12 protein-coding genes are annotated in these 13,827 nt (G+C 64.9%); all 12 read left to right on the plus strand.

The genetic code is table 11. The annotated features are described in order from the left end of the window. Positions 1-349: 349 nt before the first annotated feature. The 12 genes from VM99_14915 to VM99_14970 are packed head-to-tail and all read left to right on the plus strand — an operon-like array spanning position 350 to position 13,695. On the plus strand, positions 350-1,714 hold the full coding sequence (locus VM99_14915) for a UDP-glucose 6-dehydrogenase (GenBank protein ID AKJ99299.1): 1,365 nt from the start codon (positions 350-352) through the stop codon (positions 1,712-1,714). Further along, positions 1,711-2,781, plus strand: a complete 1,071-nt coding sequence (locus VM99_14920; GenBank protein AKJ99300.1) for a UDP-glucuronate 5-epimerase — start codon at positions 1,711-1,713, stop codon at positions 2,779-2,781. Before VM99_14915 ends, VM99_14920 begins: the two co-directional genes overlap by 4 nt. After that, positions 2,778-3,524, plus strand: coding sequence for a sugar transferase (locus VM99_14925; protein AKJ99301.1), 747 nt, complete (start codon positions 2,778-2,780; stop codon positions 3,522-3,524). The genes VM99_14920 and VM99_14925 overlap by 4 nt, the downstream gene beginning before the upstream one ends. Then, entirely contained in the window at positions 3,525-4,169 is a 645-nt protein-coding gene (locus VM99_14930) for a cobalamin biosynthesis protein CobQ (GenBank protein ID AKJ99302.1), read from the plus strand. It begins immediately after the preceding gene. 20 nt (positions 4,170-4,189) lie between these two features. Next, positions 4,190-5,215, plus strand: a complete 1,026-nt coding sequence (locus VM99_14935; GenBank protein AKJ99303.1) for a polysaccharide biosynthesis protein — start codon at positions 4,190-4,192, stop codon at positions 5,213-5,215. 14 nt (positions 5,216-5,229) lie between these two features. Continuing rightward, complete coding sequence (locus VM99_14940) at positions 5,230-6,822, plus strand: lipopolysaccharide biosynthesis protein (protein ID AKJ99304.1); 1,593 nt, start codon at positions 5,230-5,232, stop codon at positions 6,820-6,822. Further along, a complete protein-coding gene (locus VM99_14945; protein ID AKJ99305.1) occupies positions 6,819-7,922 on the plus strand; it encodes a glycosyl transferase family 1 in 1,104 nt (367 codons plus the stop codon). Before VM99_14940 ends, VM99_14945 begins: the two co-directional genes overlap by 4 nt. After that, positions 7,919-9,289, plus strand: a complete 1,371-nt coding sequence (locus VM99_14950) for a polymerase (GenBank protein ID AKJ99306.1) — start codon at positions 7,919-7,921, stop codon at positions 9,287-9,289. The genes VM99_14945 and VM99_14950 overlap by 4 nt, the downstream gene beginning before the upstream one ends. Next, a complete protein-coding gene (locus VM99_14955) occupies positions 9,286-10,245 on the plus strand; it encodes a glycosyl transferase family 2 (protein AKJ99307.1) in 960 nt (319 codons plus the stop codon). Before VM99_14950 ends, VM99_14955 begins: the two co-directional genes overlap by 4 nt. Next, positions 10,238-11,374, plus strand: a complete 1,137-nt coding sequence (locus tag VM99_14960) for a glycosyl transferase family 2 (protein ID AKJ99308.1) — start codon at positions 10,238-10,240, stop codon at positions 11,372-11,374. Before VM99_14955 ends, VM99_14960 begins: the two co-directional genes overlap by 8 nt. Positions 11,375-11,389: 15 nt before the next feature. Further along, positions 11,390-12,394: a polysaccharide deacetylase gene (locus tag VM99_14965; GenBank protein AKJ99309.1), complete on the plus strand. Its 1,005-nt coding sequence runs from the start codon at positions 11,390-11,392 to the stop codon at positions 12,392-12,394. Then, a complete protein-coding gene (locus tag VM99_14970) occupies positions 12,391-13,695 on the plus strand; it encodes a polysaccharide biosynthesis protein (protein ID AKJ99310.1) in 1,305 nt (434 codons plus the stop codon). Before VM99_14965 ends, VM99_14970 begins: the two co-directional genes overlap by 4 nt. Positions 13,696-13,827: the final 132 nt, after the last annotated feature.

The raw sequence follows: 13,827 nt of genomic DNA on the forward strand, positions 1-13,827 counted from the left end.
GGCTTCGTTTCTGCACAGTAGCAGCGGCCTTCCAAAGTGCAAGAAATGCCCTGACCAACGAGCGCGTCAAAAAAAAGTTAGCCCAAAAATGACACGATTAAGGCTCTTAAAATCGAAAAATCTATGGATTATGACCATTCATCGCTTTCTTAAACGCCTCTAAAACCCTTTAAAACAGAGACTTTTCCAAGACAGTCAATAACTTGATATCAAAAGGCCCTGTTCTTTCGAGTTTTGCCAACACTGACAACTGTCATTTTGCTGACACGCTTTTCTGAGGCTGCGCTATACCCCCTCATAACAGTTTCATCCGAGTTACATAAACGGGTTTTTGCGAGGCGCGCCAAGAATGGACGTGAGCGTATTTGGAACGGGGTATGTGGGGCTGATCCAGGCCGCCGCGCTGGCCGATGTCGGGCATCGCGTGCTGTGCATCGACATCGACCCGAACAAGATCCGGCAACTGCAACAAGCGGTGCCGCCTATCAGCGAACCGGGCCTGTCCGGTTTGCTCGAAGAGAACATCAAGGCCGGGCGGCTGGCGTTCAGCTCCCAGGCCAGCGATGCGGTCAATCACGGCGAATTGATCTTCATCGCCGTCGGCACGCCCGCCGATGAGGACGGTTCAGCCGACCTGAGCCATGTGCTGGGCGTCACCCGCCAGATCGCCGACTTCATGGACAGCGACCGCACCTTGATCATCAAGTCCACGGTGCCGGTGGGCACGGCCGACAAAGTTGCCGACTGCGCCCGCCAGGCGCTGGCGCGCCGCGGCCTGAAGCAACTGAATGTGCGGGTGGTGTCCAACCCCGAATTCCTCAAGGAGGGCAGCGCCCTCGCCGATTGCATGCGCCCGGACCGGATCATCGTCGGCACCGCCGATCAGTTGGCCCGCGACCAGATGAGCGAGCTGTACGCGCCCTTCTGCCGCAACCACGAAAAACTGATGTTCATGGACAACCGCAGCGCCGAACTGACCAAGTACGCCGCCAACGCGATGCTCGCCACACGCATCAGCTTCATGAACGAGCTGGCCAACCTCACAGAACGCCTGGGGGCCGACATCGAAGCGGTGCGCAAAGGCATCGGTTCAGACCCGCGCATCGGCTATCACTTCATCTACCCCGGCTGCGGCTTCGGTGGCTCGTGCTTCCCCAAGGACCTGCGAGCCCTGCTGCACACCGCCGAACAGAGCGGCATGCCCCTGCGCCTGCTGCGCAGCGTCACCGACGTCAACGACAGCCAGCGGCACATCCTTTTCGAGAAGCTCGCCAAACAATTCCCCGACGGCCTGTCCGGCAAGTCGATTGCCATCTGGGGCCTGGCCTTCAAGCCCAACACCGATGACATGCGCGAAGCCCCCAGCCGCTACCTGATGGAAGCGCTGTGGCGCGAAGGCGCCCGGGTCCAGGCCTATGACCCGGAAGCCATGTCCGAATGCCGCCGTCTCTACGGCTACCGCAAAGACCTGAACCTGTGCGCCACCCGCGATGACACCCTGGAAGACGCCGACGCCCTGGTGATCTGCACCGAGTGGAAAAACTTCCGCGTAGTGGACTTCGACCTGCTGGCCAGCAAGTTGCGCGCCCGCGTGATCATCGATGGCCGCAACCTGTACAACCCCGAACACCTGGCCGCCGCCGGGCTGTTGTATCGCGGCATCGGCCTGCGGCACACCCTGCCGGACACCGCTGCACCAGGGCCGCAAGCGTGAATGTCCTGGTGACCGGCGCAGCCGGGTTCATCGGTGCACATTGCGTGCTGCGCCTGCTGCGCGACGGCCATCGGGTGTGCGGGCTGGACAACTTCAACGACTACTACGACCCGCAGCTCAAGCACGACCGCGTGGCCTGGGTGCACGAGCAGGCCGGCGAGTTCCCGCTGGCCCGGATCGACTTGAGCGACGCACCGGCCATCGATGCGCTGTTCCAGCACCACCGCCCGGAGGTGGTGATCCACCTCGCCGCCCAGGCCGGCGTGCGCTATTCCCTGGAGAACCCGCGGGCCTATGTCGACAGCAACCTCGGCGGTTTCCTCAACATCCTGGAAAGCTGCCGCCGCTACCCGGTCAGGCACCTGATCTACGCCTCTTCCAGCTCGGTGTACGGCGCCAACCCGCACACCCCGTACTCGGAGCAGGACAACGTCGACCATCCGTTGTCGCTGTACGCGGCCAGCAAAAAAGCCAATGAGCTGATGGCCCACAGCTACAGCCACCTGTTCGGCATCCCGTGCACGGGGCTGCGCTTCTTCACCGTATACGGCCCCTGGGGCCGGCCGGACATGTCGCCGATCCAGTTCGCCCGCGCCATCACCGAAGGTCGAGTGCTGTCGCTGTACAACCACGGCGAACACCAACGGGATTTCACCTACGTCGACGACATCATCGAGAGCATCGCCCGGCTGATCGACCGACCGCCCCAGGCCACTCCACAGGAGGCTTGCGAACAACCGGGCCCGGCCACCAGCCGGGCGCCCTGGCGGATCTTCAACATCGGCGGGCAGCACCCGGTGGCGCTGCGCAGCTATGTGGTGCTGCTGGAAAAACACCTGGGCCGCAGCGCCCGCATCGAACTGCTGCCCCTGCAAGCCGGGGACGTACTCAACACCTGCGCCGACGCCAGTGGCCTGGCGCGGGCCACCGGGTTCCAGCCGCGCATCGAATTGGACGAAGGCCTCGGCCGCTTCATCGCCTGGTTTCTGGAGTACTACGCGCGGCCTGCTGCCCACCCGCCGCTCGCGGCTGAACCTGCGCACGAACCTCAGCGGAGGAGTCTATGACCCGACATGAGCATGACCTACCGATCAACGCACCCGGACGCGACAAACGTGTCGACCCCGACCACCGCAGGCGCCTCGACGCGGCCATCCACCGCCAAGGCCGGGGCTGGCTGACCGGCCGCGACGGCGGCCGGCCCTGGACGGTCTCACGGACCAATCGGGTGATGGCCTGCCTCGGTGCCCTGACGATTCTGCTGATGCTCTGCCCATTGCTGCTGGGCCTGGCGCTGCTGGTCAAGTTCTCAAGCCCGGGGCCGGTGCTGTTCGTGCAGAAGCGCACCGGCTACCGCGGCCGAGTCTTTGGCATGTACAAGTTTCGCACCATGGTCGCCGACGCCGAAGCCCTCAAGGAGTCGCTGCGCCACCTCAACAAACACGGCGTCGATGCCATCGACTTCAAGATCGACAACGACCCGCGCATCACGCCCATCGGCCGGTTCCTGCGACGCAGCAGCCTCGACGAACTGCCGAACCTGATCAATGTAGTGACCGGCGACATGCGCCTGGTGGGCCCACGGCCGACCTCGTTCAACGCCTACCGCTACAAGGACAACCACCTTGTGCGCCTGAGCATCTACCCCGGCATGACCGGCCTTTGGCAGATCTCCGGGCGCAGCAATATCGACTTCGACCAGCGCGTGGAATTGGACCTCAGCTACATCGCCGAGCAAAGCCTGATGCTGGATTTGAAGATCCTGATGATGACCCCCTTCAAAGTGTTCAGCGGCCACGGAGCGAGTTAAATGGACGGTTCGACGAATATTCTCACCATAGCAAGCCCGAGCGAGACCAACCTGACCTCGACCGTGCTCGACCCTTCCTTGCGGATACTGCTGCTGACGGCCGCCAACACCGGCACCGGCACCAGCACCAGCGCCATGGCGCTGGCCGCTCAACTGGCGCAGATGAGCACGGGGCGCGTGTTGCTGGTAGATGCCAGCCATTCGACGCGCAACCTCAGCCAGCAACTGTCGCTGTACAAGGAGCGTGGCTTCAGCGACCTGCTGTTCAACAGCCTCGCCCCGCCCCTGTTGCAGGACTGCGTGGTGCAGATCTCCAGCCTGCCCTTTGATTTCCTGCCGCTCGGACGCCTGGGCCGCAATGCCGAACGCCTGAGCCCCGAGCAACTGCGCCCGCTGTTCCGGCAACTGGCGGCGCAGTACCGCTTCGTGGTGATCGACGCCGACGCGGTGTATTCGGCCTGCGACACGCTGGTGCTCAGCACCCAGGTGGACGGCGTGGTGCTGGTGGTGCGCGGTGAAGACACCCGCTGGGAAGTGGCCCAGGCCACTCGCCAGCGCTTGTCCCAGGCCGGCGCGAAGGTGGTGGGCAGCGTGTTCAACCGCCGCAAGTACTACATGCCCAAATGGCTCTACAACAACCTGTAAGCGTGCAGAAGGATGACGAGATGAACGCCAGAATGCTTGTCCTGCTGTTGCTGCCGCTCGCCGGTTGCTCCAGCACCACCGATACCCGTTCGATGCCGGTGCAGATCCTCACGGCCGCGCCGGCCAACGCCCAGGCCACCGACATGCCCAAGGTCGAGCAGACCCTGCGGCCTCAGGATGTGCTCGATGTGATCTTTCACATCAGCACCACCGGCCCACAGGCCTACCGCGTACAACCGGGTGACCAGGTGGCCCTGAACTTCACCGCCGCCAGCCAGCTCAACGGCACGCAACAGGTCATGCCCGATGGCAGCATTGAACTGCCGGGCGCCAACACCGCGGTCAAGGTCGCCGGCTTGACCACCGACGAAGCCCGCCTCGCGGTGCAACGGGCCTACGACCAGAAAATGCTCTTCCAACCCAACCGCAACCAGTTGACGGTGCTGGTCACCAGCCCGCTGGCCGGCGAGAACAACCTGCGCAGCACCTTGAGTCATCCCGGCACCGGCATGAGCCGGGAAATCACCGTGGGCCGGGACGGCTATGCGAGCTTTCCGGAAATCGGGGCCGTGCCGCTGCAAGGCATGACCGTCACCCAGCTGGAGGCGTTTCTCAATGAGCGTTACGCCCAACTGCCCGGGCACATGACCGTCGATGTGCTGCTCAAGTCCACCGCCGGCAACGAGATCTACGTGCTCGGTGAAGTCGCCCAACCCGGCTCCTACCCCATCCGCCGGCCGATCTCGGTGCTTGAGGCGCTGACCCTGGCCCGCGGCACCAACGTCAAGGCCCGGCTCGATTCGGTGGTGATCATGCGCCGCAACGGCAACCAGGTCGAAGCCCGGCATTACGACGTGGAAAAAGCCCTGAGCGGCGACGCGTCGCAAATCGCCTACCTGCAACCCGAAGACATGCTGTTCGTACCCAAGACCAAGCTCGCCAGCGCCGGCGAACTCGCCAGGCAACTGGCCGACGTGGTGCTGTTCCAGGGCGTGGGGGTCAGCTTCGGCTACCGCCTCGATAACAAAGGCAGCAACAGCAACTGACCCAGGTGATCGACATGAATCCCAAGGAAAATTATCTGCACGAGTTCTTCAGGATCTTCTTCGCCAACAAGCAGTGGGTGAAGCGTGTTTTCCTGATTTTCGCCGTCATCGCCCTGGTGTTGCCGCTGATGCTCAAGCAGAGCTTCGATATCACCGCCCAGGTGATCGTGCAGTCGAAAAAAATCTCCCAGGGCGACGCCACCACGTCGCTCAACCAGGAGAACGCCACGTTCATTCCACCGTCCCTGGCGGACATGGAAACCGAGAGCAATATCCTCCGTTCGCCCGCGCTGATCCGCCAGACCATCAGCACCCTGCGCGATCAGGGCGAGTACACGCCCAGCCCCGGCATCTTCAACAGGTGGGTGAGCGATCCGTTCAAGCGCTACATCACCACGCCACTGCGCGAGTACGCCATCAACCCGCTGCGCGACGCGCTGGGGCTGGAGGTGGATCCGGTGCGTGACACCGTGCTCGATACCCTGACCGACGAAGCCGTCGAAAACCTCAAGATCGAGACCCTGCCCGGCTCCAACGTCATCTCCATCGTCTACAGCTTCGGTGACCCGGCCCAAGGCACCCGGTTCGTCGCACAACTGCTGCAGAACTACCTCGCCAGTCGCCAGGAACTGCAATCGATCGAGCTGCCGCAAACCTTCTACGAACAGAAGAAAAGCCAGTACCAGCATCGCCTCGACGGCCTGGAAAGCACCCGCCTGACCTTGCTCGAAGGCGTCGGCTCGGCGGATCCGAAGGAGGAAATCACCTTCCGCCTGAACGCCATCAACACCGAAGAACAGGCCCTGAACCTGTACCAGGATCGCCTGCTGCAAAGCCAACGCTGGCTCGACTACCTCAAGACCAGCCTGGCGTCGGCGAACAGCTCGCGGTTCAACGACTACACCTTCCCGTTCACCTTCACCACCACCGTGGACAACATCGCCTTCGAAGACCGGGAAATCAAACAGTTGGGCGAGCAACTGACCGGCCAGGTCGCCCGCTACATGAATGACCTGGCGATCTTCCAACCCGGCAGCGAACCGATGCTGCTGGCCCGGGAGCAGATCGTGCGCACCCGCCAGCAGTTCCTGAAGGTGGTGAGCAACCGAATCCAGGAACGCACCACCGACCTGGCCGTGGTCAGCTCGGTGATCAACCAGAAGATCGAGCGCATCGCCGAGTTCAAGGAACGCATCCACCAATTGCAGGAAACCCAGAGCAAGCTGCGGCAGATGGACACCGAGATCGACGCCCTGCATGCGGCGTTCTCCACCTACGCCCAACGGTTCGCCGAAGCCAGCACCGCCCGTTCGCTGGACAGCGACCTGTCCAACGCCCGGGTCCTGAGCCCACCCTTCGAACCGACCGCCCCGGCGTTCCCCAAACCGATGCTGATCATCGCGTTCGGCCTGTTCAGCGGCCTGTTGCTGGCGATCGCCCTGGTCTATGTGCGTGAGTTCTTCGACCATCGCTTCAAGCATCCGGCCCAGATCAGCCAACAACTGGATGTACCGGTGCTGCTGGTGATCAACGAGCAGTCCCCCGACCAGGTCAACCCGCACCGCAACTGGAGCCTGCCCAGCCTTGTCCATTGGGTGCGCAATTGAACGCGCCGTTCGGCCCGACCCGCCACAGCAGCCCCCTGTCGATCATTCACCTGCTCGACAGCGGCGGCTTCTACGGGGCCGAGCGGATGCTGCTCGATCATTGCCTGGCCACGCCCGGACAGCACCAGGTGCTGTTCCTGGCGGCGCCGCCGACCTTGATCACGCGCTTTCGCCAGGCCGGGGTCGACTGCCGCCATTGCGCCAATTGGGCCGAGCTGTTGCAGCACCTGCGCCAGCGCCGCGAGGACCGGCCGCTGATCAACACCCACAACTTCAAGGGGCTGTTGTTCGGCTGGTCCGCCGCCACGTTGCTGCGCCTGCCACTGGTGATCACCCAGCACGGCTTCACCCCGCGCAGCCCCAAGCAGCGCTTCTACACCTGGCTGAGCCTGCAACTGTGCCGCACCGGCTCGGTCAAGCGAGTGGTCTGCGTGGCCGAGAGCATTGCCGCCCTGCACCGCCAGGCCAGCGTGCGCGCGTCGAAACTCGACGTGATCCCCAACGGCTTGCCGGCGGTCACCGCGCCGCCGGCCCACCGCGCCGATGAACAGCGCTGGCGGGTCGGCTACGTCGGGCGCTTGAGCAGCGAGAAAGGCCCGGACCTGTTCCTCGACGCCATGATCCCGCTGTGCCAGCGGCATTCGTCACTGCATGCGGTGATGCTCGGCGACGGTCCGGAACGCCAGACGCTGCTCAAGCGCATCAACGACGCCGGCCTGCCGACGCGCATCGAGCTGCCGGGCTACCAGACCGACATGAACGCCTGGTGGAGTCGCCTCGATGCCCTGGTGATCAGCTCGCGCACCGAAGGCACGCCGATGATCCTGCTCGAAGCCATGCAGGCCGGTGTGCCGGTGGTGGCGTTCGGCGTCGGCGGCATTCCCGATGTCCTGCAGGACCGGCACAACGGCCTGCTCGCGACACCGGCCGACAGCCACGCACTGGCGCAACAGATCGAGACGCTGTTCAGCGAACCGCCCCTGGCGCGGATCCTCGCCGACAACGCCCGCCGCACCCAGCAGGATTGCTACGATCTGCGCACGCTGGCCGAGCGCTGGTCGCAGCTCTACATCCGCACGGCACAGGAGGCTCACCCATGATCGTCCCGCTCTCGATCATCAGCCTGCTGGGCCTGGCTTGCCTGGCGTTGCTGGCCAGTCCTTATCCGTTCCTGGCGCCAGGCGCGGTGCTGGGCCTGGTCGGTGTCGCCGTGCTGTACCGCAAGCCCGGCTGGGGGCTGCTGGGCATCGCCGCCCTGGTGCCCTTCGAAGGCCTGTTCAAGGACAACGCTTTCTCCGGCACCAAGTTCTTCGGCCTGGCCCTGGCGCTGATCCTGATGTTGCAACTGGCCGTGCACCAGATTCCCGCCACGCGCCTGCGCAGCAACATCTGGCGGCCGTTGATCGGCTTCATGCTGCTCTACGGCTTGAGCATGCTGCTGACGGAAAACATGGACTTGTCCATGACCCATTTTCGCGAACTGAGCGTGGGCCTGATCCTGTTCGGCATCACGTTGCTGATCGGTCGCGAACTGAACCTGGACATGTTTTGCCGCCTGGTGACGTTGAGCGTGACCGCCACCTGCGTGCTCGCGATGTTCTCGGCCAAGTACCAGGACCAGGGCCGCGCGTCCGGCCTGCTGGAAGACCCGAACGCCTTTGCCCTGCTAATCGCTTTCACCGTGCCACTGGCCCTGCTGCTGATCGTGCGTGGCCCGTACCTGCTGTACCGGTTGTTCTGGGGTGGCTGCCTCGTCCTGCTGCTGGGCGGGATGACCAAGACCGAATCGCGCTCGGGGTTGGTGGTGCTGCTGCTCAGCCTGATCATCGGCCTGTACCACTACCGCGCGCAGTTGCCACGGATCCGTCCGCGGCACCTGGGGTTCGCGATGCTCGGGCTGGCGCTGATGGTCCCGCTGGCGGTCGCGGTGCTGCCGGCCGGCTACGTGGCACGCATCCAGTCGCTGAGCATCCTCAGTGCCGGCGCCAATGCCCACAAGGACGAGTCCCTCGGACGGCGCGCCTCGTACATCGTGGTCGGCAGCCAGATGATCCGCGAGAACCCGGTGCTGGGCGCAGGCCCTGGGACCTTCCCCCTGCACTACGCACCCACCGGTTACGCCAAGGCGTTCTCGGCCAATCGCAAGCTGGGGGACCTGTATCGCCGGGCCCACAACACTTACCTGGAGATTTTCAGTGAGATCGGCATACCGGGCGGCTTGATGTTCGTCGGCATGCTCGGCCTGGGCCTGTACAACCTGATGCACGCCCGCCAGCTCTGGCTGCAACGCCGGGACTGGGCGCAAGCCGACCTGCTGACGCACCTGGGCATGAGCTTCCTGTCGCTGACCCTTTTCCTGATGTTCCTCAGTGCGCCGAACCACAAGTTGCTGTGGATCATGCTCGCCCTCACCAGCGTGCTGCGCTACGAAGCCGAACAGGGCGCGCCACGGGAGACCCAGCCATGAAGCGGATCAGCATCGTCATCCCGATGTACAACGAGGCCCGACACATTGGCCGGACACTGCTGGCGGCCCGGGAAGCGGCGCGTCAGGCCGAGCTGGAGTGCGAGCTGATCGTGGTGGACAACGGTTCCGACGACCGCGGCCCACACATCGCCAGCGAGCTGGGCGCACGGGTGCTGATCGTGCCCGGCGTGCACATCGGCGCGCTGCGCAACCGCGGTGCGGCGGTGGCTCACGGCGACTGGCTGGCGTTCATCGACGCCGACATCGAAATGCCGGCCAACTGGCTCAAGCTGCTGCTGGAACTCGAAGGCCAGCAGGGCGATGTGCTCGGCCTCGACCTGGACACGCCGCGCCAAGCCCCCTGGTTCGCCGAAGCCTGGCAACGTCGCAGCCAGCGTCCGGGGGCCCATCGCCTGCACCGGGTGCAGTGGCTGCCCAGCGCCAACCTGTTGCTGCGCCGCACCTGGTTCGCCCAGATCGGCGGTTTCGACGAAACCCTGCGCACCGGCGAGGACAAGGATTTTTCCCTGCGTCTGCGCCAGGCCGGCGCGCAGCTGCTGCTGGTCAACGAAAGCGTGGCCCTGCACTGGGGTTACGAAGGCAGCTGGCGCGAATGGATGAGCAAGGAGTTGTGGCGCCAGGGCAGTCATCTGCAACTGCTGCGCAGCCATGGCCCGAGCCTGCGGCTGTTGCGCTTCCCGGCGCTGTCCGTGGGCGCCTGGGCGCTGGACGTCCTGGCCCTGCTCGCCTTGCTCCAGGGCCAGCCGCGTCTAGCCCTGATGCTGCTGCTGATCACCGCACTCCCGCCGCTGTTGCTCAGCCTGCGCCAGAGCCGGCGTGACCCGCGCCTGACCCTGCAACTGTGGGCCTTGCACGGGGTGCGCCTGCACCTGACCGGCGCCGCGTTGCTGCTCAACCTTTGTCATTGGAACGTCAGGAGACCTGCCCGTGGCTGAATTCATCTATTGGTCGTGCCTGTTGCTGCCGGTGTACGCCTACCTCGGCTACCCGGTGATCCTGAGCCTGCTAGCCCCCTTGTTTCCGCTGCGCTACTACGCCAAGGCGGTGCCGATGGACGTCAGCATCGTGATTGCCGCCCACAATGAGGCGCGGCACATCGAACAGAAGCTGCGCACCTTGCTGGCCCAGGATTACCGGGCCCATTCGCTGCAGATCATCCTGGCCAGCGACGGCTCCAGCGACGACACAGTGGCCTGCGCGCGCAACGTGGCGGACCCGCGCATCACCGTGCTCGACCTGCCCCGCCAAGGCAAGGCCGCCGCCCTCAACACCGGGGTGGCCCACAGCCGCGGCGCGATCCTGGTGTTCACCGACGCCGACAACCAATGGGCCACCGACACCCTCGGCCACCTGTTGGCGCCGCTGAGCGACCCGGAAGTGGGCGCGTGTGCCGGGCACATGGAAATCCCCGTGCCAGGCAAAGGCCTGAGCCTGGGCGACAGCCTGTATCGCCACTACGAAGGCTGGCTGCGCCGGGTGGAAAGCCGCACCGGTTGCATGGTGTCGGCCGACGGTGCGCTGTTGGCACTGCGGCGCGAACTGTTCGAACCCATACCGGCGCAGGTCAACGATGACTTCTTCCTCAGCACCTGCGCGCCGGCCGCCGGCAAGAGCATCGTCTATGCGCCACGGGCTCGGGTGCTCGACCAGGGCGTGGACGAGGCCGACAAGCAGTTCCGTCGCCGCCAGCGGGTCACCGTCGGCGGCCTGCAAAGCCTGGCCCAGCGGCGCGCGCTGCTCAACCCACTGCGTCATGGGCTCTACGCCATCGGGTTGATCAGCCACAAGTTGATCCGCCGCCTGGCGCCGGTGCTGCTGCTGCCGTTGCTGCTGAGCAATGCCTGGCTGTGGAACGAGCATCCGTTCTATCGCCTGAGCCTGCTGGCACAACTGATCGGCTACAGCATGGCGCTGCTCGGGCTGATGGACTCGCAACACCGCCTGCCCAAACCCTTTCGCCTGGCCGCGTTCGTGCTGGTGACGCTGGCGGGCATGAGCATCGGGCTGTGGCAGTTTCTGCGGGGCCAGCGCTACAGCCAATGGAACCCCGAGCAGAACCGCTGAAAAGGAGGATGGCCGATGTCGATCAAACACGTTTTCAAGCGCACCGGCGGTTGGCTGTACCTGAACACGGCCCTGGGTCGCGGGCCCTTGCGCGGTGCCGGGGTGATCCTGATGCTGCACCGGGTGCTGAGCAACGACCGCGCCGCCGAACTGCCCCATCGCAACGAGCTGTGCGTCGGCCCGGAAGCCTTCGAGCACCTGCTGCTCTGGCTGCAACGCCACTTCGATTGCGTGCCCTTGATGACGCTGCTGCTGGCCGACCCGGAACACGTGCCGAACCGCCCACGGGTGGCACTGACCTTCGACGACGGCTGGCGCGACAACGCCATGAATGCCTTTCCACTGCTGCGCCAGTACCAGGTGCCGGCGAGTATTTTCCTGTCCACGGACTTCATCGGCAGCCGTCAACATTTCTGGTGGGAAACCCTCGGCGAAACCCTCTGGGGCAGCCACGGCCAGGTGGCGCGTCACTCGCTGATCGAACATTTGCATCAAGTCGGCCGGCCACTGCCGGTGCTGCTCGATGACATCGACGACGACCGCCGCAGCCTGGCGCTCGTGCACTACCTGCAAAGCCTCAAGAGCCTCGACCCACAGGTGCTGAGCGACCTCACCGAAAGCTGTCCCCATGGCGCCCAGCCCCAGGCGCTGGACTGGTCCCAAGTACGCATGCTGGAAGACTCCGGCCTGATTCGCTTCGGCCCTCACGGCGCCAGCCACGCGATCCTCACCGGGCTGGACGACCAGCGCCTGCACGAAGAACTGTCGCGCAGCCGCATCGCCCTGGAAAACGGCTGCGCACAACCCCTGCCGGTGTATTGCTACCCCAACGGCGACCACGATGCCCGCGTGCGCCAGCAGGTGGCCGCCCACGGTTATCCGTTTGCCCTGGGTACCGAGACCGGCCTGTACCGCCACGACGGCGACCCCTTGAACCTGCCGCGCTTCGGCGTCAGCCAACGCAACGCTCATCACCCTGAACTGCTGGCCTGGCGAATTCGCCGAGGAACACGCTCATGAGCCGTGGTCATTACCTCAAGCATCTGCTGTTGAGCATGGGGACGCGCCTGGCGATGATCGGCCTGCGCCTGCTGCGTAATGTGCTGCTGGCACGGGTGCTCGGGCCCAGCGAACGCGGACTGTTCGCCCTGCTCAGCACCCTGCCGGACCTGATCAGCGCCGCCACCAGCGGCGGCCTGAACTCCGCCGTCGGCTACCAGGCAGCACAGCAGCGTTCGATGGGTTTGTTGCTCAGCCAGGTGCTGGTGTTCGGTTGCCTGCTGGCCGGGCTGCTGACCTTGCTGGTGGTAGCGCTGGCGCGCGAGTTTGGCACTGACCTGGACGTCACCACACAATTGGGGTTACTGGCCTGGCTGCTGTTGCTCGCCGTGCCGTTGACCGTGCTCAAGAGCGGCCTGCTGACCCTGCACAACGCGTCCGGCAGCGTCGGCGCCTTTAATGCCCTGCGCCTGGTGGAATCGGTAGCGCCGCTGTTGCTGTTCCTGGCGTTGTTCTGGCTCTGGAAAGACGCGGCCCTGGAAGCGGCGTTGATCAGTTGGCTGGCCGGCCTGAGCCTGGTGGTGCTGGCCGGTTGGGTCTGGCTGTGCCGGGACCAGGACGTCACCCTGCAATGGGATCGCAGCGGCCAGAACGAGCTGCTGCGCTACGGCGCCCGCAGCCACCCGGACCTGTTGTTCCAGCAAGTGATCTTGCGCTCCGACTACCTGTTCATCGGCGCCCTGCTGGGCAGCACCGCCCTGGGTCACTACGCGATGGCCAGCGCCGCCGCCGAGCTGCTGCTGATCGTGCCGGAAGCCGTCACCACACCGCTGATGAAGCGCCTGTTGCAGCAGGACCGGGACATGCAGCGCCTGACCCCACTGGCCTTGCGCCTGACCGCCACGGTGATGCTGGGGGCCTGCCTGAGCATGGCCTTGATCGGCGAATGGTTGATCGTCACCTTGTTCGGCGTCGCCTACCAACCGGCGTATCCGGCGCTGCTGGCACTGCTGCCGGGGCTGTTCGGGCTGTGCTACGCGAGCATCCTGCGCCTGGACCTGCTGGGCAAGAACCGGCCCGGTGCTGTCTCGTTTTTGATGGGCTTGGGGGCGCTGCTGAACCTGGCGCTGAATGTGTTGCTGATCCCGCGCTATGGCATCGTCGGTGCCGCCGCCGCATCGTCCATCGCCTACCTGGGCGTGACCCTGGCGCTGCTGGCGATGTATTGCCGCCTCAGCGGCGTGGCGCCGTGGCAGACACTGATCATCCTGCCCAGCGATTTACTGCCGATGCGCCAGATGCTACTGGGGAAATCGGCATGAAGTTTCCTGGCGCCTGGCCGTGCGCCTTCGCGAGCTGGCTCGCATCCACAGGCGCGGCACCGAACCCTGTGGGAGCGAGCTTGCTCGCCAAAAGGACGACGCGGCACTGGGCGTTGGGCGCCTGCCTGTGGG

This window comes from Pseudomonas chlororaphis (assembly GCA_001023535.1).
Lineage (GTDB): Bacteria > Pseudomonadota > Gammaproteobacteria > Pseudomonadales > Pseudomonadaceae > Aquipseudomonas > Aquipseudomonas chlororaphis_E.

Excerpts from the sequence above, each read along its gene's own strand:
- VM99_14915 (AKJ99299.1), top strand. The coding sequence starts at position 350 with ATGGACGTGAGCGTATTTGGAACGGGGTATGTGGGGCTGATCCAGGCC.
- VM99_14925 (AKJ99301.1), top strand. The coding sequence starts at position 2,778 with ATGACCCGACATGAGCATGACCTACCGATCAACGCACCCGGACGCGAC.
- VM99_14930 (AKJ99302.1), top strand. The coding sequence starts at position 3,525 with ATGGACGGTTCGACGAATATTCTCACCATAGCAAGCCCGAGCGAGACC.
- VM99_14935 (AKJ99303.1), top strand. The coding sequence starts at position 4,190 with ATGAACGCCAGAATGCTTGTCCTGCTGTTGCTGCCGCTCGCCGGTTGC.
- VM99_14940 (AKJ99304.1), top strand. The coding sequence starts at position 5,230 with ATGAATCCCAAGGAAAATTATCTGCACGAGTTCTTCAGGATCTTCTTC.
- VM99_14950 (AKJ99306.1), top strand. The coding sequence starts at position 7,919 with ATGATCGTCCCGCTCTCGATCATCAGCCTGCTGGGCCTGGCTTGCCTG.
- VM99_14955 (AKJ99307.1), top strand. The coding sequence starts at position 9,286 with ATGAAGCGGATCAGCATCGTCATCCCGATGTACAACGAGGCCCGACAC.
- VM99_14965 (AKJ99309.1), top strand. The coding sequence starts at position 11,390 with ATGTCGATCAAACACGTTTTCAAGCGCACCGGCGGTTGGCTGTACCTG.
- VM99_14970 (AKJ99310.1), top strand. The coding sequence starts at position 12,391 with ATGAGCCGTGGTCATTACCTCAAGCATCTGCTGTTGAGCATGGGGACG.